Source organism: Caballeronia sp. LjRoot29 (assembly GCF_964252755.1).
In the GTDB taxonomy this organism is placed as follows: domain Bacteria; phylum Pseudomonadota; class Gammaproteobacteria; order Burkholderiales; family Burkholderiaceae; genus Caballeronia.
The window spans coordinates 36,735-59,916 of sequence record NZ_CAXUPU020000044.1; the positions used below are offsets into that span (position 1 = coordinate 36,735).

Annotated in this window: 24 protein-coding genes and 1 pseudogene; 10 read left to right on the forward strand and 15 right to left on the reverse strand. The window is 59.4% G+C overall.

The features are described from left to right. Positions 1–16 precede the first annotated feature (16 nt). From ACSQ83_RS31755 to ACSQ83_RS31780, 6 genes are all read left to right on the forward strand, one after another. Positions 17–1,528, forward strand: a complete 1,512-nt coding sequence (locus ACSQ83_RS31755) for a sugar ABC transporter ATP-binding protein (RefSeq protein WP_414954448.1) — start codon at positions 17–19, stop codon at positions 1,526–1,528. Between the two features lie 24 nt (positions 1,529–1,552). Then, positions 1,553–2,578: an ABC transporter permease gene (locus ACSQ83_RS31760; protein ID WP_414954447.1), complete on the forward strand. Its 1,026-nt coding sequence runs from the start codon at positions 1,553–1,555 to the stop codon at positions 2,576–2,578. 96 nt (positions 2,579–2,674) lie between these two features. Next, entirely contained in the window at positions 2,675–3,616 is a 942-nt protein-coding gene (locus ACSQ83_RS31765) for an ABC transporter substrate-binding protein (protein WP_414954446.1), read from the forward strand. Between the two features lie 102 nt (positions 3,617–3,718). Further along, positions 3,719–5,017: an L-fuconate dehydratase gene (locus tag ACSQ83_RS31770; RefSeq protein ID WP_414954445.1), complete on the forward strand. Its 1,299-nt coding sequence runs from the start codon at positions 3,719–3,721 to the stop codon at positions 5,015–5,017. 213 nt (positions 5,018–5,230) lie between these two features. After that, a complete protein-coding gene (locus tag ACSQ83_RS31775; protein WP_436230844.1) occupies positions 5,231–7,303 on the forward strand; it encodes a putative bifunctional diguanylate cyclase/phosphodiesterase in 2,073 nt (690 codons plus the stop codon). A 297-nt stretch (positions 7,304–7,600) separates the two neighbouring features. Next, complete coding sequence (locus ACSQ83_RS31780) at positions 7,601–8,287, forward strand: hypothetical protein (RefSeq protein ID WP_436230845.1); 687 nt, start codon at positions 7,601–7,603, stop codon at positions 8,285–8,287. 48 nt (positions 8,288–8,335) lie between these two features. Here ACSQ83_RS31780 and ACSQ83_RS31785 read toward each other — a convergent pair whose 3' ends face one another. Further along, positions 8,336–8,587 (reverse strand): hypothetical protein, encoded by a 252-nt coding sequence (locus tag ACSQ83_RS31785; RefSeq protein ID WP_436230846.1) that lies wholly within the window; start codon positions 8,585–8,587, stop codon positions 8,336–8,338. A gap of 30 nt (positions 8,588–8,617) precedes the next feature. Next, on the reverse strand, positions 8,618–9,415 hold the full coding sequence (locus tag ACSQ83_RS31790; RefSeq protein ID WP_436230847.1) for a rhomboid family intramembrane serine protease: 798 nt from the start codon (positions 9,413–9,415) through the stop codon (positions 8,618–8,620). A gap of 268 nt (positions 9,416–9,683) precedes the next feature. On the opposite strand from ACSQ83_RS31790, the gene ACSQ83_RS31795 reads away from it, so the two are divergent. Next, a complete protein-coding gene (locus tag ACSQ83_RS31795; RefSeq protein ID WP_436230848.1) occupies positions 9,684–10,001 on the forward strand; it encodes a hypothetical protein in 318 nt (105 codons plus the stop codon). Positions 10,002–10,061: 60 nt separating this feature from the next. Here the strand turns inward: ACSQ83_RS31795 and ACSQ83_RS31800 are convergent, their stop codons facing one another. The 10 genes from ACSQ83_RS31800 to ACSQ83_RS31845 all read right to left on the reverse strand — a co-directional run bounded on the left by ACSQ83_RS31800 (position 10,062) and on the right by ACSQ83_RS31845 (position 18,697). Beyond that, positions 10,062–11,087, reverse strand: coding sequence for a phosphotransferase enzyme family protein (locus tag ACSQ83_RS31800; RefSeq protein ID WP_414969658.1), 1,026 nt, complete (start codon positions 11,085–11,087; stop codon positions 10,062–10,064). A gap of 276 nt (positions 11,088–11,363) precedes the next feature. Then, the gene (gene arsN2 / locus ACSQ83_RS31805) at positions 11,364–11,831 is read right to left on the reverse strand and encodes an arsenic resistance N-acetyltransferase ArsN2 (RefSeq protein ID WP_414954176.1); all 468 of its coding nucleotides are present in this window, start codon (positions 11,829–11,831) and stop codon (positions 11,364–11,366) included. Between the two features lie 22 nt (positions 11,832–11,853). Further along, a complete protein-coding gene (locus tag ACSQ83_RS31810) occupies positions 11,854–13,098 on the reverse strand; it encodes an MFS transporter (RefSeq protein ID WP_436230849.1) in 1,245 nt (414 codons plus the stop codon). Between the two features lie 15 nt (positions 13,099–13,113). Continuing rightward, a complete protein-coding gene (gene arsC / locus ACSQ83_RS31815) occupies positions 13,114–13,539 on the reverse strand; it encodes an arsenate reductase (glutaredoxin) (protein WP_414954178.1) in 426 nt (141 codons plus the stop codon). Further along, complete coding sequence (gene arsB / locus ACSQ83_RS31820; RefSeq protein WP_436230850.1) at positions 13,536–14,621, reverse strand: ACR3 family arsenite efflux transporter; 1,086 nt, start codon at positions 14,619–14,621, stop codon at positions 13,536–13,538. The genes arsC and arsB overlap by 4 nt, the downstream gene beginning before the upstream one ends. Beyond that, on the reverse strand, positions 14,608–15,129 hold the full coding sequence (locus ACSQ83_RS31825; RefSeq protein WP_436230851.1) for an arsenate reductase ArsC: 522 nt from the start codon (positions 15,127–15,129) through the stop codon (positions 14,608–14,610). The genes arsB and ACSQ83_RS31825 overlap by 14 nt, the downstream gene beginning before the upstream one ends. Then, the gene (locus ACSQ83_RS31830; protein WP_436230852.1) at positions 15,126–15,593 is read right to left on the reverse strand and encodes an ArsI/CadI family heavy metal resistance metalloenzyme; all 468 of its coding nucleotides are present in this window, start codon (positions 15,591–15,593) and stop codon (positions 15,126–15,128) included. The genes ACSQ83_RS31825 and ACSQ83_RS31830 overlap by 4 nt, the downstream gene beginning before the upstream one ends. Further along, complete coding sequence (locus tag ACSQ83_RS31835; protein WP_414954182.1) at positions 15,590–15,922, reverse strand: ArsR/SmtB family transcription factor; 333 nt, start codon at positions 15,920–15,922, stop codon at positions 15,590–15,592. The genes ACSQ83_RS31830 and ACSQ83_RS31835 overlap by 4 nt, the downstream gene beginning before the upstream one ends. Before the next feature lie 264 nt (positions 15,923–16,186). After that, positions 16,187–17,620 carry an HdeD family acid-resistance protein gene (locus ACSQ83_RS31840; protein ID WP_414954183.1) on the reverse strand — a complete coding sequence of 478 codons (1,434 nt, stop codon included), beginning with the start codon at positions 17,618–17,620 and terminating at the stop codon, positions 16,187–16,189. Between the two features lie 123 nt (positions 17,621–17,743). Next, complete coding sequence (locus ACSQ83_RS31845) at positions 17,744–18,697, reverse strand: SphA family protein (protein ID WP_436230853.1); 954 nt, start codon at positions 18,695–18,697, stop codon at positions 17,744–17,746. Positions 18,698–19,290: 593 nt separating this feature from the next. On the opposite strand from ACSQ83_RS31845, the gene ACSQ83_RS31850 reads away from it, so the two are divergent. Continuing rightward, entirely contained in the window at positions 19,291–19,518 is a 228-nt protein-coding gene (locus ACSQ83_RS31850) for a DUF3563 family protein (protein ID WP_436230854.1), read from the forward strand. Positions 19,519–19,672: 154 nt separating this feature from the next. Beyond that, positions 19,673–20,505, forward strand: a pseudogene (locus tag ACSQ83_RS31855) (alpha/beta fold hydrolase). Between the two features lie 63 nt (positions 20,506–20,568). Here ACSQ83_RS31855 and ACSQ83_RS31860 read toward each other — a convergent pair. Together ACSQ83_RS31860 and ACSQ83_RS31865 are read right to left on the reverse strand one after the other, a co-directional pair. After that, a complete protein-coding gene (locus tag ACSQ83_RS31860) occupies positions 20,569–21,021 on the reverse strand; it encodes a ferritin-like domain-containing protein (RefSeq protein WP_414954186.1) in 453 nt (150 codons plus the stop codon). Between the two features lie 258 nt (positions 21,022–21,279). Further along, positions 21,280–21,708, reverse strand: a complete 429-nt coding sequence (locus tag ACSQ83_RS31865; RefSeq protein ID WP_414954187.1) for a MarR family winged helix-turn-helix transcriptional regulator — start codon at positions 21,706–21,708, stop codon at positions 21,280–21,282. A gap of 201 nt (positions 21,709–21,909) precedes the next feature. On the opposite strand from ACSQ83_RS31865, the gene ACSQ83_RS31870 reads away from it, so the two are divergent. After that, positions 21,910–22,236, forward strand: a complete 327-nt coding sequence (locus tag ACSQ83_RS31870) for a hypothetical protein (protein ID WP_436230855.1) — start codon at positions 21,910–21,912, stop codon at positions 22,234–22,236. Between the two features lie 57 nt (positions 22,237–22,293). Here ACSQ83_RS31870 and ACSQ83_RS31875 read toward each other — a convergent pair. Further along, a partial coding sequence (locus tag ACSQ83_RS31875) for an alpha/beta fold hydrolase (protein WP_436230856.1) occupies positions 22,294–23,182 on the reverse strand: 889 nt, incomplete at its 5' end.

Here is a 23,182-nt window from a genome sequence, read left to right on the forward strand (position 1 = left end):
TCATCAAATCCGCTCCATGACCCCGCTCATTTCCGTCAAGAGGCTCAACAAGAGCTTTCCCGGCGTGCGGGCGCTTCACGAAATCCAGTTCGAACTCATGGCGGGTGAAGTCCACACGGTCATGGGCGAAAACGGTGCCGGCAAGTCGACGCTGATGAAAATCCTGGCCGGCGTCTACACCCGGGATTCCGGCGAAATGCTCTATGACGGCCAGCCCGTCGACTTCACAAGCCCGGGCGAGGCGCAGGCCATGGGTGTCTGCATCATTCATCAGGAACTCCAGCTGATGAATCATCTGACCGTCGCCCAGAACATGTTCATCGGCCGGGAGCCGCGCGGACGCCTCGGCCTGTTCCTCGACGAAGACAAACTTAACGCACAAGCGCGCGACATCATCGCCCGCATGCACGTGAATCTCGACCCGCGTGCCCTTGTTGGCACTCTCACCGTCGCCAGCCAGCAGATGGTCGAGATCGCCAAGGCCCTGTCCTTCGATTCACGTGTCCTGATCATGGACGAACCTACCTCGGCGCTCAACGACACCGAGATTGCCGAGCTGTTTCGCATCATCCGGGAGCTCAAGAGCCGGGGCGTGGGCATCATCTATATCTCGCACAAGATGGACGAGCTGAAGCAGATTTCCGACCGCGTCACCGTGTTGCGCGATGGCGAATACGTGGCCACGGTCAACGCTCGCGACACCAGCGTCGAATCGATTATCGGCATGATGGTCGGGCGAGCGCTGACCGACGCCGCGCCTTCTCAAAGCATCGCAGGCGCAGGCGAGGTCGCCCTCGAAGTCAAGAACCTGAACGCCGGCCCGCTGGTCAGGGACGTGAGCTTCGTGCTGCGCAAAGGCGAGATATTGGGCTTTGCGGGACTGATGGGCGCCGGTCGAACCGAGGTCGCCCGCGCGGTGTTCGGCGCCGATCCGATCGAGTCCGGCGAAATTGTCGTGAAAGGCGCAAAGGCGACGATCAGGACGCCGGCCGACGCGGTGGCGCGCGGCATTGGCTATCTTTCGGAAGACCGCAAGCGCTTCGGCCTTGCAACGGGAATGGACGTCGAATCGAATATTGTCATGTCCAATCTCGGCAAGTTCCTGTCGCTCAACGTTTTCTTGCGCCGCAACCAGATACGCCGGACAGCCGCCCACTTCATCAATCTGCTCGCCATTCGCACGCCCTCCGCAACCCAGGAAGTGCGGCTGCTGTCGGGCGGCAATCAGCAGAAAATTGTCATCGCCAAATGGCTTGAGCGCGACTGCGATGTGCTCTTCTTCGATGAACCGACGCGCGGCATCGACGTCGGCGCCAAGAGCGAAATCTACAAGCTGCTGCGCTCGCTCGCGGACCAGGGCAAGGCGATCGTCATGATTTCATCGGAACTGCCGGAAGTCCTGCGCATGAGCGACCGTATTGTCGTGATGTGCGAGGGCCGCATTACCGGCGAACTCTCAGCCACGGAGGCGACGCAGGAGCGCATCATGCAATTGGCGACGCAGCGTGAAACCTTGAAAGCGGCATAAGTCTTTAGAGGAGCGGTCCGTTTTATGACACTGCCATCGGATACTTCGGCGCTGGGTAATCAAGGACGGGCGTCCGCGCTGAGAGCCCGCCTCTTCTCGCCGACCGCCCTGCAAAAGCTGCTCGCCTTCGGGAGCCTCGTGTTGCTGTTGGCGTTTTTCAGCTTCGCCTCGCCCGCGTTCATGCAGATGGACAACATGCTCGGGATTCTGCAGGCGACGGCGGTCAACGGCGTTCTGGCGATCGCTTGCACGTTTGTCATTATCACGGGCGGCATCGACTTGTCCGTCGGCACGTTGATGACTTTTACGGCCGTTATTTGCGGCGTATTCCTGACCTATTGGCACTTGCCGATGTCGATCGGAGTGATCGCTGCCATTGTCACCGGCGCGCTGTGCGGGACCCTCTCCGGCACGCTCACGGCGAAAATGAAGATCCCGCCATTCATTGCCACCCTGGGCATGATGTTGCTGCTGAAGGGACTCTCGCTCGTCGTCTCGGCCGACAAACCCATCTATTTCACCGACACCGAAAACTTCTACAGGATCTCCCAGGATTCGTTGATCGGCTATGTATTCCCGAGCCTGCCCGTTCCAAATGCGGTCCTGATCCTGTTCTTCCTGGCGGTCGTGAGTTCCATCACGCTTAACCGTACTGCGCTTGGCCGATATACCTTTGCGCTCGGCAGCAACGAGGAAGCCGTGCGCCTTTCCGGGGTGAATGTCGACAGGTGGAAGATTGCTATCTACGGCCTGAGCGGGGCCATTTGCGGCATCGCCGGATTGCTTATCGCGTCGCGCCTGAATTCTGCGCAGCCGGCGCTCGGCCAAGGTTACGAACTTGAAGCAATAGCCGCCGTGGTGATCGGCGGAACATCGCTCAGCGGCGGGTCGGGAACGATCCTGGGCACGATCATCGGCGCGTTCATCATGAGCGTGCTGACCAACGGCTTGCGCATCATGTCGGTCGCTCAGGAATGGCAGATCGTGGTCACCGGCCTCATCATCATTCTCGCGGTCTATGCCGACATTTTGCGGCGCAAGAAAGGCTGACGCCGCGCGGGACAGAACCCAAAAATCAAGAAAAGGGAGCGCCAAGGCTCCCCCAACGGCTGAAGGTTAATAGCCCACCTTAGGAGGAGAACCACCATGTTGAAAAGAAGACTGATCGGTGTCGTAGTCGGCGTGGGTGCGCTCATTGGCGCGACCAGTGTGGTGCGCGCGGACGAACCTTATATTCCGCTTATTTCGAAAGGCTTCCAGCACCAGTTCTGGCAGGCCGTCAAAGCCGGCGCGGAACAGTCGGCGAAGGCGCAGAACGTCCGGATCTCCTTCGAGGGTCCGGAGACCGAGGCCATGGTCGACAAGCAGATCGACATGCTCTCGGCCGCGCTCGCGAAGAAGCCCCAAGCCCTCGGCATTGCCGCGCTCGATAGCAAAGCGGCCATTCCGCTTCTCAAGCGCGCACAGTCCAACAAGATACCGGTCATCGCCTTCGACTCCGGCGTCGACAGCGACATTCCGCTGACCACTTGCGCAACGGACAACGTTGCCGCGGCCGCACTCGCCGCCGACAAGATGGCGGAAGCGGTCGGCAATTCCGGCGAAGTCGGTTTGATCGTGCACGACCAGACCAGCCGCACCGGCGTTGATCGACGCGATGGTTTCCTCAACGAGATGAAATCGAAGCATCCGAACATCAAAATCGTCTCGGTCCAGTATGGCGGCGGCGATCATTTGAAATCGGCTGAAATCGCCAAGACGATGATCCAGGCCAATCCGAACCTCAAGGGTATTTTTGGCTCGAATGAAGGCTCGGCGGAAGGTGCTGCTATCGGCGTGAAGGAGTCGGGGAAGAAGCTCATCCTGATCGGTTACGACTCCGGCAAGGAGCAAAAGGACGACATCAATTCTGGCCTGATGTACGGCGCCATTACGCAGAACCCGATCGGCATCGGCAAATGCGTGGTCGACTCCGCAGTGAAGGCGTTGAAGGGCGAGACGCTGCCCAAGAAGGTCGACACGGGCTTCTACTGGTACGACAAGAGCAACATCAACGATCCGAAGATCTCAGCCGTTCTCTACGATTAACCGTCGCTTTCAAAGCGCGACGAGAGAGGAAGAAGGGTCGCGGCGCTTGGCCGGCGCCGCGACCCTCGTTGCTCCTTCTTGTTTACTGAGGAGAAAAGTCAATTGACCACGATTACCAAGCTGTCCGTCCGGGACATCCGGTTTCCGACCTCGCGTTCACTCGACGGCTCCGACGCGATGAATGCCGCGCCGGATTACTCGGCCACCTATGTAACGCTCGAAACCGATTCACCGCAGGGACTCACAGGTCATGGCCTCACGTTCACCATCGGGCGCGGCAACGAGATTTGCGTGACTGCGGTAAAGGCGCTTAGTCCCCTTGTTGTCGGCAAGACGCTTGAGGATATTGCCGCGAACATGGGTGAGTTCTGGCGCGCCATCACCTCCGATAGCCAACTGCGCTGGATCGGCCCGGATAAGGGAGCGATCCATCTGGCGACGGCCGCCGTGGTTAACGCGGCTTGGGACTTGTGGGCCAAATCGGAAGGCAAGCCGGTGTGGAAACTGCTCGTCGACATGAGCCCTGAAGCGCTCGTGCGTTGCCTCGATTTCCGCTATGTCACCGATGCAATCACACCGAACGAAGCTATCGCCATCCTGCACCGCCATGCGAAGACCCGCGGCGAACGCGAGAAGGAGATGCTGGCGCGGGGCTATCCGGCCTACACCACTTCGGCCGGCTGGCTCGGTTACGACGACGACAAGATCCGCCGGTTAGCGCGTGAAGGCGTGGCGCAAGGCTGGACGCATTTCAAGCAGAAGGTGGGCGGCAATATCGAAGAAGATATGCGCCGGGCTCGCATCCTGCGCGAAGAAATTGGCGATGACCGCAAGCTGATGATGGATGCAAACCAGGTGTGGGAAGTCGATGAAGCCGTCTCGAACATGCGGCGTCTTGCGGAATTTGATCCGTGGTGGATCGAGGAACCCACGAGCCCCGACGACGTTCTCGGCCATGCGACCATCCGCGAACGGATTCGTCCGATCGGCGTCGCGACGGGCGAGCATTGCCAGAACCGGGTGATGTTCAAGCAGTTGCTGCAGGCGCAGGCAATCGATTTTTGTCAGATCGACAGCTGCCGCCTGGGCGGGCTGAATGAAGTGATTATCGTGTTGCTGATGGCGGCCAAATTTGGCGTGCCCGTGTGCCCGCACGCGGGCGGCGTTGGTTTATGCGAGTACGTCCAGCATATTTCGCTGTTCGACTATATCTGCGTGTCGGGGTCGCTGGAAAACCGGGTGCTCGAATACGTCGATCATCTGCACGAGCATTTCGTCGATCCGGTCGTGATTCAAAACGGCCGATACATGCCGCCGCAGCGGCCGGGATATAGCATCGAAATGCACGCGGCTTCGCTCGATCAATATGACTTTCCTGACGGTCCGGGCTGGCGGACCTGAGTTGTCAGCTCACGTCTCATCAAAGTGAGCTCCATCACTGATCGACAACCCGCCCACCAGCGCGATTCCATCCGCTCCCTGTCCAACAGAAACTAAATAAACGGTGAACATAGCCTGAACAGAGCGAAAAATTCCACTTTCCCTATGTGTTTGCTTAAGTTTTATTGACGCATGCCGCTAAGAGAAGGACACAAGACTCTTACGGAATTGAGCATGCAAAGCGCTTATGATTCATGGCTGGTCGTACTGTCGCTGATCGTCGCGGCACTTGCGTCTTACACCGTCCTCGACATATCAGCGCGTATTTCCCTGCTCGAAACGAATCGGCAGCGCCGTGCATGGATCGCGGGCGGCGCAGGGGCCATGGGGCTCGGCATCTGGTCGATGCACTTCGTCGGCATGATCGCGTTTTCGCTGCCTATCCTGCTCGGCTATGACTTGAAGATCACCGGGGCGTCGCTGCTGATCGCTATCGTCGTCTCCTATTTCGCGCTCAACATCATCGCCGGCAGGAGCATGTCGACGCGCCGCCTCGTGGTGGGCGGCATCCTGATGGGGCTTGGCATCGCGGGCATGCACTACGCCGGCATGGCCGCGATGCGCATGGAGCCCGGCATCATTTACGATCCGGTCTTGTTCGCTGCGTCGATCGGCATTGCGATCGTCGCCTCAATCGCCGCGCTCTGGATTGCACGCAATCTCTCGGACAGCTCGCAGCGCTACGTTATCGGGAAGCGCGTCGGCGCGGCGCTGGTGATGGGCATCGCGATCACAGGCATGCATTACACCGGCATGGCCGCTGCCGCGTTTCCGCTCGGCGCGATCTGCGCGGCGGCCAACGGCGTGAACGCCCAGTGGCTCGCAACCACCGTGACGATCTTTACCTTCGCCATCCTGATCGTGACGCTCGTGCTGTCACGCCTGGACACCCGGGCGATGCTTCTCGCCGGATCCGTCTCGGCGCTGAACGGCCAGGTCCTGCGCATGGCCACCTTCGATACGCTGACTGACCTGCCAAACCGGCGCACGCTGACCGAGCGCATGGAAGTCGCCGTCGCTACCGCGAGCCGCAACCAGACCCTGTTCGCCGTCCTGTTCCTCGATCTCGACGGCTTCAAGATGATCAACGACTCACTCGGCCATTCGGTAGGCGACGAGGTGCTCAAGGCGTTCTCGCAGCGGCTGCTGCGCTGCGTGCGTGGCGGCGACACGGTCGCGAGGCTCGGCGGTGACGAATTCGTGGTGATGCTGACGGACATCCAGTCGGCCAAGGATGCCGAGACCATGGCCTCGAGCATGCTGGAGCGCATGCGCCACGGCGTGTGGTCCGACGGCCAGCCGCTGCAGGTCGTGCCGAGCGTCGGCATTTCGCTCTATCCGCAGGACGGCACGACGGTCGAGACGCTGCTCATGAACGCCGATGCCGCGATGTACGAGGCCAAGCGTGGCGGCCGCGGCAGTTATCGTTTCTTCGAGGCGAGCATGAACGAGGCCGCTACGCGCACGCTGCAGATCCAGCAGGCACTGCACGACGCGCTGGAACTCGGCTATTTCTCGCTCAATTTCCAGCCTAAATTCAACGGCAAGAGCGGCGGTCTCGTCGGCGCCGAGGCCCTGATCCGGCTCAACCATCCGCAGATTGGTTCGTTGCCGCCGATGGAGTTCATCCCCATCTCCGAGCGATCCGGGCAGATTGTCGCGATCGGCGCCTGGGTGCTGCGAGAAGCATGCAGGCAGATCCGCCGCTGGGCGCTCGAGGGCCGGCCGCCGATCAAGGTGGCGATCAATTTGTCGCCGCGGCAATTGACGCAACCGGATCTGGTCGAGCGGCTGACGGCGATCGTGCTGGAAGAACAAGTGTCGTGCGAGCAGATCATGTTCGAGATCACCGAAACCGTCGCGATGCAGGACGCGCCGCGCACGATCGAGATGATTCGCCAATTCCAGAAAAACGGTTTCGATATCGCCATCGACGATTTCGGCACCGGCTATTCCAGCCTCGCTTACCTCCAGCGGTTCCGGGTCAAGCAACTGAAGATCGACCGCTTCTTCACCAACGGGCTGGACGAACCGGGCAACGAGGGTAGCGCGATCGTATCGGCGATCATTGCGCTCGCTCATTCCCTCGAGATGGATGTGGTGGCCGAGGGAGTGGAGACCGCGACGCAACTGGGCAAGCTGCAAAGCATGATGTGCGACGAGATCCAGGGATTTCTCGTCGGCAGGCCCTTGAGCGCCGATGCCTTCGGCTTGCTGATGACCGGCGAGCAGGCCATGAGCGTGTGAAGATGTTCCGAGGAGAGCGTGCGTCTTCGGCTCGCTACGGATCTCCTTCACCATAACAATCGCGAAAATGGTTGCGCTAAGCTCCAGCGTGCGCGTCGGGACCCCTGCGACGTGAAAGGTCACCACGCGAATCGCTTGGGACTACTTCAATCCATAACTGGTCCGGATTGAAATGCTCTGGATACCGCCCCGCCCCTTCCTGCTTGGCAGGTCCCGTGTCACTGGATTGGTCTGACGAAATCCGCGATTACTCGTTTACCATAGCTAGTCCATATCGTTGCAGGACCATCGGTGAGCATGATGAATAACCGAAAGATTTTGATGATTATTGGCGCGCTCCTGATCGGTGCAGCAGGGGCCACTTACCTGGTGTTCCTTCAGGCTGACCGCCGTGCAATGGCAGACGTTTCGGCCGCCATGGATCAATCCGCACGCCCTCCCGTCGCCGATCCGGTCGCGGGCGACCACGTGACGGAAGGCAGCATCGGCCAAACACAGCCGTCTGGCGCAATCACGCAAAGTACAGGCATCGTGCAGCCGCCGGCGCCTTCTGGTCCGGCAGTAGCACCTGTGCCCAAGACGGCCGCACTCGCGTCCAGTCCTGCGACCGCGCAAGTCACCGGGCAACCGAAACCGGAAGCACAAGCAAAGAAAGCGCCGTCGACGGCAGTCGCGTCGGTGAATGTGCAGGACTCGGGTGCGCCGAAGGTCGTCTCAGCGCAGCGCGGCCAGCGAGGACGAGACGGTCTCGATCGTCGTGCTACCGCCGCTCAAGGCGCGACACCGGAAACGGATGAACTGGTCAGGGAATCGGCGAAGCTCGATCCATCGTTACCTCCGCCGAATATGTCCGCCGCTCGCGCCGCCACGGACCAACGTAGCTCGAAGCCAGGCTCGGGCGCAAACCCGGTCGCGGCCGCGATGACGGATCAGTTCGTCAGGAATTCGGCCAGGATCGATCCTTCGCCGGCAGCGCCCAAGTAGCTGGCTTTTCCGCTGCGAGTGCGGCGGCGCAAACGCTCTAGCCGAAAGTCACGACACTCGCTGCGTCTTCGCGTCTGTTTGATTGCAAAGCCGCCGTGCTAGGAAGTCACGCCGCGCTTCAGCATCCGCCCGTTCGTGATCCACTTTCTGCACGAGCAACTGGACGAGCGTTGTCGACACCTTGTCGTCGAGCTGCTTCGCCTCGATCATGTTCGCCGTGAGTTCAAGCTGCTTCAGCGTATCGCCGTAATAGGTCAGCAGACTCTTGCGTGTTCTCCATTCGGCGGAATCCGGTGGCACCTGCGCGGCTTCCGTCGAGTCGTAGAGCCGTTACCATTCCGGCACGAGTTTGCCGCGAATCCGGCCGGCCACAGCCCTCCCGCCGTCGGTTGTCGTCGGATAACGCTTTAGCGTATTCACATCTGCGATTGCGCGCTTTTCCAGATCGCTCGACTGCACGATGACTTTAGAGAACTGCATTATTTCTTGACGATATGGGCGCGTCGCCAGATCACCGAGTGACCACATCATGCCGCCGATAAGACCACACGCGAGCACTGTGGAAATGCCAAGCGCCATTGTGCGCTGGTCGCGCGTTTCGGTCGATTCATCGGGCGGCGGTGCAAGCAGCAGCCCGAGCGTCAAGCCACCGAACAGGCCGCCAAGATGCGCCCCGTTGTCGATGCCTTGATGCCTGAAGCCGCTTAGCAATGTATAGACAATGAAGGCCAGCGCGAGACGCAGGTGCCGCAGATAAAGCGCGCGCGGCACAGCGCTGCCGTGGCGCAGGAGATACGCGACGATGGCGCCAAGCACACCGAAGATCGCGCCCGATGCACCCACGCTGTTGACGCCTGGATGCCACAGAAGACTGGCGAGACTGCCCGTCAGACCAGCGAACACGTAGAGCACGGTGAAGCGCGCCGTACCGAACAACCTCTCGGCGACGCGTCCGCTTTGCACGAGCACAAGCATATTGAAAACAGGTGAAAAAACCCCGCGTGGATGAACACGGACGTCAACAGACGCCACCACTGCCCTGCCTGCGTGTAAGGCCCGAAGTTGCTGCCCGCAGCGACTATCGCGCTCAACGAGATGCGCCGTCATAAACCATATATTGGTCGGCATGAAGCCTTCCAGACGCAGCAACGCTGCCTCTCGCTCCAACTAACCGTGGAGCGCCTGACTGCGGCGCTGTGACATCGATTCGAAAGCGTTTTTTTGCGTGGCGGTGGCGTCAATGGCGACGAGAGCACAGCCGTCACCGAAGTGCCTGGAGAAACTCTCGCCGCGCTTGCGGCCTCCACAGAGCGAAAGAATTGCGTGGGAACAGAGTGACGATCTGAGCACTTACACGGATGGCAAGCGGGTGGTCTGGACGAACGGCAGTCAGTTCATGACGAAGCTCGATCACGACACGTTCGACATCATTTCTACCCTCCGCTTGCCAGGGAGTGATCATGCCGACACGCTCACGCGCGAACAATTTATAAAAGCATTCGACTCGAAGTCGAACTTCGATCAGAAGCGGGCAACCGTGAAGAAATCGGGATATCCGCCGATCTCCGGCGTTGAAATAGGCCCGTCGCAGAGGTTCGCGGCCTGCACGGGATGCCTGGTCAGGCGTCGTTGCAGGCTCCAAATGAGCCGGTTCAGTATCGGACCATGTGCGGCTAGCACCGGCCACAAAGCGACGGTCGAGGGCTACATCTAAATTGCTGACAGTCGGGTTGTAGGGCGTCTGCCCCGCAGCGGCGGGGCCAACGGTAGCTCGTCAGGCGCGTAAATCCAGCTCTTTCCATGCCTCGAACATCTCGACCTGTTTTCGCAGCCAATCCGCAGACACAGAACTCGTCCCCCAGTGATGTAACCGCCCGGCTGCCTCGCCAAGGTTCCATAGATGCCGAAGCTGAATGAATAGCGGCAACGCCGCTAGGTCATGCTCGCTCACCCCGCCTCGACCGGCGCGGTAGCCACTCAAGTAGTGCGTCCAACGCTCGCGGAGCGCGTCGTCGGGTTCCTTGAGACTTTTACGAAACAAGTACGACCACGGCAGCACGCTCAAGTCGTATGCGAGGAAGCCCGGGCCTGCATCGTCGAAGTCGAAGAACACTGTTTTCTTAGTGTCGCCCCGGCTCATGGCCACATGATTGTTGAAGCCGTGCGTGTCGCCGTGGCAGATGACCCGCGTTAGGCCGCCCTCGACCACGGCTAATTCTGCAAGCAGGCGATATACCAACCGGTGGTACGTTTCAAACAGCTCTGCATCTAGTTCCGGGTGCCCCTTCAAATAGACCAAGCTCCTGCCAGCAAGGTGATGACCGTCAATTGTGTAACGACTTGGCGGCCCAGCATAGTCGCGCGCCGCATTGTGTATGTAGGCCAACGCTTTGCCGGTCAACTCGAATTCGTCCAGCGTGTCGGGCGTCGTGCCGTTTGCATGGCGGAACAAAGCCAGTGCGCGCGGACCTTCGGGGAATTGCAGTTGGATGTGCGTCCGCCCGTCTGCGGCCGATACTGGCGTCGCCACCCCTGCTCCTTTGGTCGCCAGGTGCGCCAGTAGTGCGGCTTCGAAATCGATGTTGAAGCCACCGCGCGGGCGGATCGAATATAGGCGTGCCACGTACCGAGTTCCGTCGACTGCACGCAGTGCATAATTATCGTTCAGACCACGGCGAATCAGATGGCACTCCTGCACTGGAAAGCCATGTTGCAGCGCTACCCAGCGGGCGACAGACGCGGTGGCAGCGGTTGTATGAGCGGAGACGAGGTCGGGATCGTATTTTGGGGTGTCGATCATGGCGAATTGCCCATCAAGCCGTGTAAAAAAACTCGGGTGGGACTGGTCCGAATCGGCACGTCACAGAAGGCAGAGTTCTACCATGTTTTTAGAGTCCGCATAATCGCTCATTCCTTAAGCACGACAACAGCAGCTTACTAAGCATTTACGATTTCTGGGAGTAGTTTGCTTATTTGCTCACCCCGCTGGCCACTTGTCGGTCAGCTGCTGATGCTCGCCGTCAGGCGGGAAGCGGCCAACAAGAGTCGGTGACGAACTGGCGTCGAGCGTCGGACATCAGTTCGATACCGGCCGCTCGGCGACGGGTACGGAAGATGTGGTGCGCAGCCGCTTTCGCATGCAGGACGCCGTCGACGGACACAGCGCCACGAATTGTCTGCATAACTGCACTTCGGCCGGGACGTCTTCGCGGCTCACCCGCTCGTAACCGGCCCGCTCGAAAAATCGCTCCGCCGTCGTTGTCAGTAGCCAAACATCCTGTCGCCCGCAGGAGCGTGCGTTGTCTTCGAGGCGTGCCACCAGTGCACGTGCGGTTCCTATTCCGCGCGCGTCCGGTGCTACAGCAAGTGATCTCAACAGCACGCTAGCGCCGAGCTGTTCAAGTCCGCCAACGCCGATAACTGATGCGCTCGCACCTTCCGCAACCAGAAATCCTTTGATGAGCGTTTTCGAAATATCTTCTACAGGCAAGTCATTCGCGCGTAAAAGGCTTTGGATCTCGCACAGATCTGCCTCATCGGCCATTCGTATCTGCATAGCAGCATGCTCACTCGAAATTGACTTGGCGGCCGCCGAGCTTTTTATCGGAGGCGAGACGTGTCGCCAGGATGAACGCAACCGCTGAAGCCAGCGACACCAGCAACACGGTCCAAACTACCGGGAGATAGTTTCCACCGACCGTCCAGATCGCAGCGGCAGAAATCGGCGCAATGCCCTTGGCAATATTCGAGGGCATCGAGAGCAGTCCGCTCACGGCCCCATAGCCGTCTGTCCACATCAGATCCTGCACGATCGTCCCGCGCAGGATCGTCATCATGCCGTTGGCGCCGCCGTAGACGATCGCAAACAGGATAAGCAACGCCGGCGACGTCCCGGCGCACATCAGAACGATGACCGAAGCCGGGAAGGCGGTTGTAATCACGATACCCACGATCGACGGCCGTAGGTTGCGGCCTATCGTGAACCACAGCACGCGCGCCAGAACCTGTGCCGGGCCGATAACAGCCATCGTCGTCAGGATCAGTGCCGGCGATACGTGCCGCTCCGCCATCAGTGGTACGAGATGGAACGTGAGCGCGGCGAATGTCGCGTAGTAGGCTGTGAAGCACACCGCGAGCGCCCAGAATGTTGGCGTGTGAAGTGCGCGCTGTGTAGCCGTCGCATTGACAGCTTTCTGCGTCGCCCTGTAATTTAATTCGTCATCGCGGGGTGCATCTCGGCCGATGGCGAAAATGTGCAGCGGCAAGCAGATCGCCAGATTGAACGCGGCCAGCACGAGCAATGCGCCCCGCCAACCGCACCATTCGATGAGACCTTGGGTTAGCGGGATGAAAACCGTACTGGCAAAACCGGCTACCAAAGTGATCAGCGTGATCCTGGTGCGAAAGCTCTCAGGGAAATCGCGTGTGACCACCGCGAAGACCGGATCGTAGAGCGTGGCAGCCATCGCAACGCCGAGACCGGCCCAGACGACGAACAGTATCGCGAGGCTATGAGCCTGCGACCATAGCGCCAACATCGCTGCAGCGAGGATAGACCCGCAGACCATGACGCGCCGGCCGTGACCGTGATCGATCCAAGTTCCGATGGGATAGGCCGCGAGTCCCGAGATCAGCAGACCGATCGAGAGCGCTGCGTTTGTGGCGGTCCGGCTCCAGCCCAGCGCACTTTCCATCGGCACGACAAACAGGGAGAACGCGTAATAGATCGAACCCCATGACACGAGTTGCGCGGCTGCGAGCGCCCATGTCGCGATAGCGCCGCGAGCGCCGTCACTTCGTTTTGCTGTCATCGGAGCGATCCTGTGTCATTCGCGGACCCTGCGTCCTTCGCTATCGATGACCTTTTCGCCGTCCTCTTTGGCAAAAGCACCTTTTTGCGCTGCGGGCAGGATGTCGAGAACGACTTCAGAGGGCCTGCACAGGCGTACGCCAAGCGGTGTGACGATAAGCGGGCGATTGATGAGGATCGGATGCTCCCGCATCGCGTCGAGCAATTGCTCATCGCCTAGTGATGGATCGCCTAGACCTAGATCGGCGTAAGGCGTCCCCTTTTCACGCAACACGGCGCGCACCGTCAGGCCAGCGCGTGCGATGAGATTTTTGAGAACGTCCCGGCTCGGCGGAGTTTTCAGATATTCGATGATGACTGGCTCGATGCCGCCATTGCGGATCATAGCCAGCGTGTTGCGCGACGTGCCGCAATCCGGATTGTGAAAGATCGCGACGCTCATACCCGTTGTCCTTTGATGCTGTGTTTTGCTTCATACCAATGCTGCGATCGATTGACGACACCGACAACCAGCAGCATCACCGGCACCTCGATCAGCACGCCGACCACGGTGGCCAGCGCCGCACCGGAGTGAAAGCCGAACAAGCTGATTGCCGTGGCCACCGCCAGCTCGAAGAAATTGCTCGCGCCAATCAGACTGGACGGTCCCGCGACGCAATGCGCGACACGGAGGCGCCGATTCAACAAGTAGGCGAGGCCGGAATTGAAAAACACCTGAATGAGGATCGGCACTGCGAGCATCGCAATAACGAGTGGCTCCTTGATGATCGCCTGCCCTTGGAAGGCGAAGAGCAGCACCAACGTCGTGAGCAGCGCGCAGATCGAATAGGGGCCGAGGTGTGCAACGGTCTTCCGAAAATGCGCCTCACCCTTCGTCATCAGCATCCGGCGCAGCAGTTGAGCAAGGATGACCGGGATGATGATGTAGAGACCGACCGAAATAATCAGCGTATCCCACGGCACCGTAATGGCCGACAAACCGAGCAACAAAGCGACGAGCGGCGCGAAGGCCACGATCATGATGGAGTCGTTCAGCGCTACCTGCGATAACGTGAAATACGGATCGCCCTTGCAGAGTTGCGACCAGACGAACACCATTGCTGTGCAAGGGGCTGCGGCCAGCAGGATCAAACCGGCGATGTAGCTGTCGAGCTGATCGGCGGGAAGCCACGGCGCGAACACATGACGGATGAAGATCCAGCCGAGCAACGCCATCGAGAACGGTTTGACGAGCCAGTTCACAAATAGCGTGACGCCAATACCAAGCCAATGACTCTTGACCTGAGTCATCGCGGCAAAGTCAATCTTGACAAGCATCGGGATGATCATCACCCAGATGAGAACACCGACCGGAAGATTAACCTGTGCCACCTCCATGCGGCCGATTGCCTGAAAGAGCTGGGGAAGCACCTGCCCGAGCAGGATGCCGCCCAAGATGCAAAGGGCGACCCAGACTGTCAGGTAGCGCTCGAAAAATCCGATCGCCGGCCGTGCACCGACGACCGCCGTATCAGTGCTGCTCATTTGATTCCTCTGCAGGTCTTTCACCGATGGCGCGCATTTCGCGCTGAATCGCGTTGCTATCAAGCACATGGAGGGGTAGGTTCACGAACTGGCTCACCCGGCTCATGATTTGTCGATATACCTTGGTGAACACCTTGCGCTTGTCTTCATCGCTGCCCTCGAACGCGGCTGGATCTTCAAAGCCCCAATGCGCCGTCATCGGTTTGCCCGGCCAAATCGGGCAGACTTCGCCCGCCGCTTGATCGCAGACCGTGATCACAAAATCCATGTGGGGAGCATCAGGCGTTGCGAACTCATCCCAACTCTTGCTGCGCAGCTCCGAAGTGTCGTAGCCGAGCGCTTCACATCGTTCAATGGCAAACGGATTGACCGCACCAGAGGGATGGCTACCAGCGCTGTGCGCCCGGAACTTCCCTTTGCCCAAGACGTTGAACAGTGCCTCGGCCATGATGCTGCGCGAGCTATTGCCAGTGCAGAGAATCAGAATCGAGTAAGGTTTATCGCTCACGAGCGGCTCCGGATGGTCACGATGGATTCAGAAGGCGAGCAGCATGCGGCCGTTGATTGGGCTTGTGCTTGTGTTCGATCGCGAGACTCACCGTAGACCGGTGCGGCTTCGAGGGTTCTGAACGTCTCCCAAGCGACGCCCTGCGGGTCGACCGTCCACGCCTTGTCCGACTTGGCGTAACAGCAGGTTGTCTCCGTCTGTTCCTGTACCGGTAGCTTCGCCGCAGTGAAGCGTGCATTCATCTCTTCCAACTCCGCGTCGGTTTCAACCTGGATGCCGATGTGATCGACGCCCGGTTTCGCGCCGCACTGCGAAATCGCGAAATTGACGGCCGGATCGGTCAGTTCCCATTTGCAGTAATCGCTCGTGAGAACTGTGGGTTGCTTGTTGCCGAACATGGCGCTGTAGAACCGAATGCTGTCGTTGAGGTCTTCGACCGCGACATGGATGTGCATGCGCTTCATGGTGTATCTCCGCAGCAGTTGGGAAGATCGCTCGCGGCACAGGTCGCGCCCGCGCAGCAGTTCTCCGTCAGGAAGCCGACCAGGCCCGTCATCGCGTCAAAATTAGCGGTGTAGATGATGAAGCGGCTTTCTTGACGAGGCTTCACCAGGTCTGCATGTGACAGATCCTTGAGGTGAAATGACAGGCTTGAAGGGGATAGGCCGAGTTGCTTCGCGATTTCACCAGCAGCCATGCCGTCCGGCCCGGCGACGACCAGCATGCGGAAAATCGCGAGACGCGATTCATGGGCGAGCGCGCTCAGGGCGCGTACAACGAGATTGGAGTCCATGGACGGAACGATAGAGCATTCAATTCGACATTTCAAGTATTGTCGAAATTATGTCGTTGCGCGGGTCTGTGCAGAGCGATGAGACGGGAGATCAGATTATTTGAGCGACTGTAGTCACGCGAATACCGGCCGCTCGGTCGGACTGAGCGTACGTCGCTTTCGGGTCGAGAGCGGACGGCACGGACGGCCCGAGCGCAGATCAACGCCGGTCGATCGCAATACCAACGCCATCGGCCCCACGCACCACCACCCAAAACCATTCCATCAAGCTTCCGTACGAGCACCACCCTGCCCCGGCGTCTCACCCATATCCGACACATTCGCCTGCTCAGCCTCCTCGGCCTGCCATCGCCGACGCGAGCGAACCATCGTCTTGAGCGCGAGCCGCGCCATCTTGACCCAGCCGAGCGGCCTCGGATCGGCGAGCATACTCAGCGCGCGAGCGTAGTCGAGGGTCAGGCCGGGTGTCCATGCCATCGTTGCCGCGCGTTTTCGCACTTGCGCGGCGACCCACAATTCAGGCGTCGACATCACCCGCATCAGCGGTTTCCAGCCGCCCGACTTCGCCCACACCCTCGCCGACGCACCTTCAATCGCCGCTTCAAGCGCACGCGCCACGGTGCTCGAACAATTGCGATACGTCAGGTTATAAGTCGTGTCCTGCCGATATGCCTCCCAAAACCGTTGCAAGCGTTGCGGATCATAGTTGCGGATACGCACCTTCACCGTCGACTCGCACCACGCTTTCGCTTCGGTCCGATAGTCGGGCTGGAACACCCCCGGAATGTCGTTCTCCCGCGTCGCGCGAAGGATGCGTGCGAATTCCTCAGGTGAACGATCGATATCCGTGCCCGGATACAAGCTGATATAGATGCCCTCGGGCGACTCCAGTGCCGCGTGCCCAGTGGATATCGCGCCGTTCCGGTCGACGGCCGCAATATATCGATTCACGATCACACGTGGCTGCGCCTCGGCCTTGGCAGTCGCGGCGGGTGTCCAGATGTGAATGGTGAGCGCGCGTTCGTCATCCGATGGCGGACCGTCCCATTCCGTAATACTAGAACCGCTCGAACCGCTCGAACTGACCCCGCCCGTTTCAGTCTCAGCGGCAGGCATCGGCACGGAATCCGCCACCGCGGGATTGTGCTCCATCCGGCGCACGCGCATGGCGAGCAGGATCATGTTCCAGCCGCTGAACAACAGGCCGAGCGACACGCAGTAAGGGATCGTTCCCGCGTACTGCACGGGATAGGGCAAGTAGAAGATGAACGCCACCACCATCTCGAACACGCCGCCCGCAATGGCAAGACGCCAGCGCCGGAATCGCACTATTCTCGCGGAAATGATCTGCAGAATTCCGTCGGCGAAGAAGAGCGTGCCGAAGATCATCGCGAGGATAAAGTTGGCGTGCAGCGTGCCGATCAGGATCAATGCGGCCGCCAGCGTGAACGCCGCGCCTTTCACGTAGCGCAACTTGCGCTGGCCGCCCATGCCGGTCCACGCGACGGCCAGCGTCGAGAGCCCTTCCAGCAGCAGCAGGAAAGCGAAGGGCTTGAGTGGAAAGTAAAGCGACCCGTCCATCATGTCGATGAACACTTCAACGCCCAGCGCGACACTGAGCCATCCCGCCGCCATCAGCGCCTTCCAGCGCGTGCGCAGATAGTCGACGCCGAGAAGGATCATGACCAGTCGAACCATGAAGGACCTCCAAGGGCTGTAGCACCGAGCGGCGGAAAGTCACAACATAGTAACGCGGCTCCAGGCACGGCGTTGCACGACGGCAAGCGTCAAGAAGATGATTTTGCGGAAAATGGGAAGGCTTTAGAAGCCGATGGTCGCGGTTGCCATCACGGTCGCCGTGCTCGAAAGCCGGTTCTTGCTGGTCACCGTGGGAACCCACCGCAATGTCAGGCTAAGCGGGTTTTTGCCGTGGATCTTGGTGTCGTACGTCACGATCGGGCCGACGGACCAGTCGAAGCCCCGAAAGCCGTTTAGCTTGTCTGCAGTCGGGCCGCTATCGTTGCCGATCTGCTGGACGGTGGCAACGACCAAACCCGCACCCAAGCCATTCGCAAAGCGCTTCAGGGCCAACATGTCCAGCGTGAACAACGGTGCGTTCTGATAGTCGGTCGCGGAATTGCGGGTGTAAAACTGAACGCCGGCGGTAACGTCGAATTCCATGCCAATTGAAGGTACCAGCTTCGTGTAGGACACCGTGGGAATAAACGTCCAGTTGTTCAGGCTGACGTTCGCGATGCTGCCCGGGTCGTACTTTCCAGTAGGCGCCCAGATGTTGACGCTAAAGGAAATATGATCGGTCTTCGAAAAATGGTAACCGACGATCAGCGGTGCAAAGGTCAGGTCGAACAGGCCGGATGCGTCCTGCTTGACATTGCCTGCGCGGTTGCCGATTCCAAGTGCCGCGTTCGCGCTTGTCCACGCATACGGGAGCGTGAAGCTCGACGCGAAGTTCCACGGTCCGGTGCCGGTATCCCACACCTTCAGCAAGGTTGCCAGCGTAAAAGAGACTTGACCCTCGAGGCCGAATGTCGTCTTTCCGCCAATAGGTACGGAACGCCCTGAACTGATCGAGCCATCGAAATAAATCTCAGCCAGATTCGCAAACCACCCTGGTTCTGGCGGCACGATCCCCGCGTCGGGCGTTATGCCCGTGCCGGAGATAGGGCGGCCTAATGCACCTTCAGTGCCGCGCGCGGCGAATGGCAATCCCAGCGACAACACAAAAGTGGAAGCGGCGACGATTCGCTTGAGCATGCCGGGCACCATGAACGGGTTACGGAGTTCAACACCCCCGGGAGGCAGCGCTCGCTTAAGGACGACGCCTTCCCTTCGCGGGTGCGAACTCCATCGCCTCTACAGGAGTAGCTTTGTCACTTCACGTGATGAAACCAGTGCCTCGACCACTAATCATTCTTTATGTACATCACAAATACACGTTTCTCCAATCAGCACCAATAACGCCAACAGGGCACTAATTCAAGACTTATTTTTCACCGCTGCTTTACTAAATAAGCTTGAATGCAGGCGCTCAAAAATTACCGGGACGCGGTCATTCGTGACCGTATATATCGGCGGAACCGACCGATGACGGCGTTGGCAAACACCCTCCTTTTCCTAAAGAGACAGCGCTCGATAGCGCGCGGCACGTACAGAACACGTGTTTGTCGCGGTCCAACTTCCACTCGAATAATCGTTGCCCACGTAACAACACTTCGCTCCATCAACGGCCTCCGATAAATAGCTGAAACGCCCGCCCGATAACGCTTTCTGCAATATGGCATGGACTCTGCTCTACCGGGCGTCCAGCCGTAGCACGACCGCTTGTCCATCAAACCTGGATGTCCCGCATGGATGCACGCCTGGAACTCGCGTGGCGCGCCCCATCGTGCCGATACGTTATTGACCAGGTCTCCGACCCGGAGGACATTGTGTTGATTTTGCTTATTTATCTGTTGCCACTCTTAAGAAAAGCGCTTGACCGTGCTGAACACAGTCGTCGTGACGCGTACCTCGCGTCAGCGGCCGACATGGGCGAACTCGAACGCCGCATGCATTCGATGGAAATCGATCGCTGAGGTAACAAACCAACGCACCGTCCATCGATCAGTTCGGACTCCGGGGCAAGTTTACTGCCGTCCCGATCATAGCCAACTGCCCGCGCCGCGCCGATAGTGAAAACTTAACCCGCTCCGGCATTTGACCACTTACCTGCTGAATTCCGTGAACAACATGAATCAGCTAAATAACTCTATTGATTCGCGATCCTTTACATCTGCAACGTCAGTGATCGCATTGCATTGCTCCGGCGCAGGAGCGGCGCAATGGCGCAAGCTCGGCGAGACGCTGGGTTCGCGCCACGCGTTCGTCGCGCCCGAGCACTACGGCTGTGATAGCACCGGCCCGTGGAGCGGAGAGCGCGCGTTCACGCTTGCCGACGAGGCCGCGAAGACGATAGGCATTATTGACGCCTCGCGCGGCAAGGTGCATCTCGTCGGGCACTCGTATGGCGGTGGCGTGGCGGTGGCGTGGCGTGGCGCGCGGCCGTCGAACGGCCGGAGCGGATCGCAAGCCTGACACTTTACGAGCCCTCGGCGTTTCATCTCTTGAAGACGATGGGCACGCACGGCGCGCACGCGCTCGCGGAGATCATCGATATCTCGAAGCGCACCGCCGACGGCGTGAGCTGCGGCGACTATCGAGGCGCGGCAGCTTCGTTCGTCGATTAATGGGGCGGACGGGGCGCATGGGAAGCGCTGCGGCCCTCGGTGCGGGCTGCGCTCACGCGCTGGGCGCCGAAAGCGCCGCTGAACTTGCGCGCGCTGCTCGACGAACTCATGCCTGCAAGCGCCTACACGGGCCTGCGTGTCCCGGCGCTGAACATGCGCGGCCAGCACGCGCCCGTCCCGACGCGCGCGATTGCTGAGCGGTTCCCGATGCTACTGCCAACGGCACGCCTTACGATCGTTGAAGGTGCGGGACACATGGGACCGCCGCTCACGCACGCTGATAACGTGAATGCAATCATCGTGCGGCATACCGCCGAAGCGGATGCGGCGGCCTGAAGCGATCCACAGGACAACGACGATCGCCTCGCAATGGCAAGCTTCTCACCAATACAGCCATGGTCAATGAGACGTCGTCATTTCTCCTGGACGACGTAACATCTTGTCGACTTCGCCCGCGTGCATCTCTTCGACCTGGATCATCTGACGGGCGAACTCCTCGAGTGCAACGGAGCGGTCCTCGACCCGCGCGAGCAGTTCGCGATAAAGGTCCAACGCGAGCTTCTCCGCTTGCAGCGACTCGCGGAGGATCGAAGAGATATCGAATGTGTGCGAGTCAAGGAGTTGACCGATCTCAAGCGACGGATACGCGCCCAGCGTGGTGATCCATTCTCCGACCTGCTGTGCATGCAACAGCGATTCATCAGCCTGCTCGCGCAGCCAGGCTCTGATCGGAATGCGTCCGAAACCGAAAACAAGAAACGAATAGTGCGTGTATCGAACGACGCCAGCCAGCTCGGATTCAAGAATCCGGTTAAGCACCGCGACAACCTCTTCCTTGTCTATCTCTGCCATTTGGTAGCTCCTTTTATGTCACTACGCCAGACGCGGTCCACGGGGGATGCGGCTTAATCATCTCGCAAAAGGCGCAGGCATTAAAGGCCGAAAAATGGGGCGGGAGCGGGGTTCGCCGCTTACTTTTCTTACTGCACGATGCAATCCACGGTACCGGGCTTCGCAGCGCCACTTTGTGCCGCCGGCGCGTTCTGGCTGATCGACATCGACACTGTTACCGCGGTTTAATGCCCAAGAAATGCCAGCGGCTGAATTCTTTTATTTCTCGGCCAGTCTCTTGATGATCCCGGCAGCTTTGAACAACGTGTCGCGCTCGTCTGCATCGAGTTCCCCGATCACCTTCGACAACCACATCTGCTTCGCCTCGCGATTCTTTTTCCGCAACCGGACACCCTTCGCGGTCAGTTCGATCAGCATCTGCCGTCCGTCAGTCGCATGCGGCGTGCGCTTCACAATGCCCATTTCCTCAAGCGAGGCGATGGTCGTGCCCATCGACTGCGGCTTCATGCCTTCGGCGCGAGCGAGTGCCGCGGTGGTGGCGGGACCGTCATTATCCAGCCGCGACATGACAACGGACTCCGCCATCGAGAGATCGGCCGCATGGGGCGCGTTGCGGGAACGCCTGACGAGCAGCCCTACGGCTTGCATCAAATCGATGATGTTTTGTTCGAAAGTCTTGGTCGACATGTTTTGAAAAATGCGGTCAGTTGAATGTGTCGTAAGGATGAATGTCATCAGCCAAACTTGCAAGTTAATATTGGAAGCTAATCTTGCAAGTCTAACTTGCAAGATTAGCTGATTAGTGCGATTCTTCACCCCATTGACCGCCCGCGTCGCAACCTAAAGCGGTCTCAACAAACATTGTTATGACGATTGGAGAACCATCAAATGCAGTGGCATCAGTACCTTTCCTACTTCCTGGGCGGAGCTTTTTTCTCCAACGCAATTCCACACTTAGTAAGCGGAATGATGGGCCGGTCTTTCCAGACTCCATTTGCAACACCACCGGGAAAAGGACTGTCATCGTCGACCGTTAATGTGTTGTGGGGAGCGTTCAACGTCGCAGTGGGCTACCTTCTGATCTACCGCGTTGGAAATTTCGACATGCGCGCCGCTGCGGACGCCGGCACAGCGGGTCTCGGTGCGTTGTTGATGGCAATCTTTGCCGCCCGGACGTTCGGGCGCTTTCATGGCGGCTTGCCTGCCGCTCAATAAGCGAATCGAAGCGAGTCGAGTTAAGCGCTGCGCATGCCTGACCTCATGCGTGAAGTATCAACTTGCCCAGTCGTCGATATCAAGCACCGCTTGGGCGAACGCCGCTGGCGCCTCTTGCGGAAGGTTGTGACCCGCATTCGGCACGACACGGTTCTCATGGCGTCCAGTGAAACGCTTTGAGTTTGCGTTCCTCGCCGACAGTGGCGAGACGCCGTCGGCGTCTCCTTCAAGGGTGATCGTCGGCACGATGATTGACGGCGTGGAGGCCAGGCGGCGCTCCATATCGTCGAACTGGGGATCGCCATCGACCAGTCCGAAACGGTGTCGATACGAATGGATGACGACATCGACGAAATCAGGATTGTCGAACGCGGCGGCCGAGCGCGTGTAGGTGTCATCGTCGAAGCGCCAGGTCGGCGACCATAGCGACCATAAGAGGCGGCAGAACGCGCGCCGGTCTTCAGTCAGTCCGGACCGGCCGCGCTCGCTATGAAAATAATACTGGTACCAGAGTCTATGTTCTTTCTCCGGGCTGGCCGGCCGCATGGCGTTGGCTATGTCCTGGATGTTGTACCCGTTGACCGAAACCAGTCCCCGCGCCCGCGACGGATAGAGCGCCGCCACAACGCACGCGGCCCGGCCACCCCAGTCATATCCGCCCAGCACGGCCTGCTCAATCCGAAGCGCATCGAGCAGCGCAAAAAGGTCTGCTCCAAGTGCCGCCTGCTGGCCCGAACGCAATGTTTCCGACGCAAGGAAACGCGTTGGTCCATAGCCGCGAAGATACGGCGTGATAACACGCGCGCCTTGGGACGCGAGGCGTGGTGTTACTTCGTCATACGTATGAATATCGTAAGGGAAACCATGTAGCAGGACGACCGGCCATCCGTTGGATTCACCTTGTTCTTCATAGGCGATGTCAAGCAACCCGGCTGCAATGTTCTTA

Coding starts and splice junctions, on each gene's coding strand:
- ACSQ83_RS31870 (WP_436230855.1), top strand. CDS start 21,910: ATGCAGTGGCATCAGTACCTTTCCTACTTCCTGGGCGGAGCTTTTTTC.
- ACSQ83_RS31850 (WP_436230854.1), top strand. CDS start 19,291: ATGGATGCACGCCTGGAACTCGCGTGGCGCGCCCCATCGTGCCGATAC.
- ACSQ83_RS31865 (WP_414954187.1), bottom strand. CDS start 21,708: ATGTCGACCAAGACTTTCGAACAAAACATCATCGATTTGATGCAAGCC.
- ACSQ83_RS31830 (WP_436230852.1), bottom strand. CDS start 15,593: ATGAAGCGCATGCACATCCATGTCGCGGTCGAAGACCTCAACGACAGC.
- arsN2 (WP_414954176.1), bottom strand. CDS start 11,831: ATGGCCGATGAGGCAGATCTGTGCGAGATCCAAAGCCTTTTACGCGCG.
- ACSQ83_RS31780 (WP_436230845.1), top strand. CDS start 7,601: ATGATGAATAACCGAAAGATTTTGATGATTATTGGCGCGCTCCTGATC.
- ACSQ83_RS31760 (WP_414954447.1), top strand. CDS start 1,553: ATGACACTGCCATCGGATACTTCGGCGCTGGGTAATCAAGGACGGGCG.
- ACSQ83_RS31795 (WP_436230848.1), top strand. CDS start 9,684: ATGACGAAGCTCGATCACGACACGTTCGACATCATTTCTACCCTCCGC.
- ACSQ83_RS31835 (WP_414954182.1), bottom strand. CDS start 15,922: ATGGACTCCAATCTCGTTGTACGCGCCCTGAGCGCGCTCGCCCATGAA.
- ACSQ83_RS31800 (WP_414969658.1), bottom strand. CDS start 11,087: ATGATCGACACCCCAAAATACGATCCCGACCTCGTCTCCGCTCATACA.
- ACSQ83_RS31755 (WP_414954448.1), top strand. CDS start 17: ATGACCCCGCTCATTTCCGTCAAGAGGCTCAACAAGAGCTTTCCCGGC.
- arsC (WP_414954178.1), bottom strand. CDS start 13,539: ATGAGCGTCGCGATCTTTCACAATCCGGATTGCGGCACGTCGCGCAAC.
- ACSQ83_RS31840 (WP_414954183.1), bottom strand. CDS start 17,620: ATGGTTCGACTGGTCATGATCCTTCTCGGCGTCGACTATCTGCGCACG.
- ACSQ83_RS31775 (WP_436230844.1), top strand. CDS start 5,231: ATGCAAAGCGCTTATGATTCATGGCTGGTCGTACTGTCGCTGATCGTC.
- ACSQ83_RS31765 (WP_414954446.1), top strand. CDS start 2,675: ATGTTGAAAAGAAGACTGATCGGTGTCGTAGTCGGCGTGGGTGCGCTC.
- arsB (WP_436230850.1), bottom strand. CDS start 14,621: ATGAGCAGCACTGATACGGCGGTCGTCGGTGCACGGCCGGCGATCGGA.
- ACSQ83_RS31860 (WP_414954186.1), bottom strand. CDS start 21,021: ATGGCAGAGATAGACAAGGAAGAGGTTGTCGCGGTGCTTAACCGGATT.
- ACSQ83_RS31790 (WP_436230847.1), bottom strand. CDS start 9,415: ATGCCGACCAATATATGGTTTATGACGGCGCATCTCGTTGAGCGCGAT.
- ACSQ83_RS31845 (WP_436230853.1), bottom strand. CDS start 18,697: ATGCTCAAGCGAATCGTCGCCGCTTCCACTTTTGTGTTGTCGCTGGGA.
- ACSQ83_RS31810 (WP_436230849.1), bottom strand. CDS start 13,098: ATGACAGCAAAACGAAGTGACGGCGCTCGCGGCGCTATCGCGACATGG.